General features: G+C 43.6%; 1 pseudogene. It reads left to right on the plus strand.

Going from position 1 to position 401, the window contains the following annotated elements:
- Window positions 1–251: pseudogene (locus HC175_RS19750) on the plus strand (serine/threonine protein phosphatase); the annotation flags it as partial.
- Window positions 252–401 lie beyond the last annotated feature (150 nt).

A 401-nucleotide genomic window follows, 5' to 3' on the forward strand; every position in this document is an offset into this window, starting at 1 on the left:
TATGGGAAAATCTAACTTTTGAATCCATTTTTGAGGCTCATAATGATGTCTTCAAATTAATGCGCCTTTTCTTTACTGAAGGCCGACTCTTTCGCATTGTGGGAAATCATGATATGGTTTACAGCAATCAGGATTATGTGGCGAAACACCTCTATAGCTATTGCGACTCCGGCACAGAAAAGGAATTACCTCTTTTCCCCGGAATTACTTTCCCGGAAGCTTTAATTCTGGAACATCAAAAAACCGGGTAGGAGATCTTTATGGTCCACGGGCACCAGGCAGACTGGCTGCATTATTACATGTGGAAGATCGACCGCTTCCTGGTGAGGGTTTTATGGAGGCAGTTACAGATCTTCGGAATTGGCGATCCTACCAGCCCTGCAAAAAACAATATTGAGCTG

Source organism: Salinimicrobium oceani, assembly GCF_012037645.1.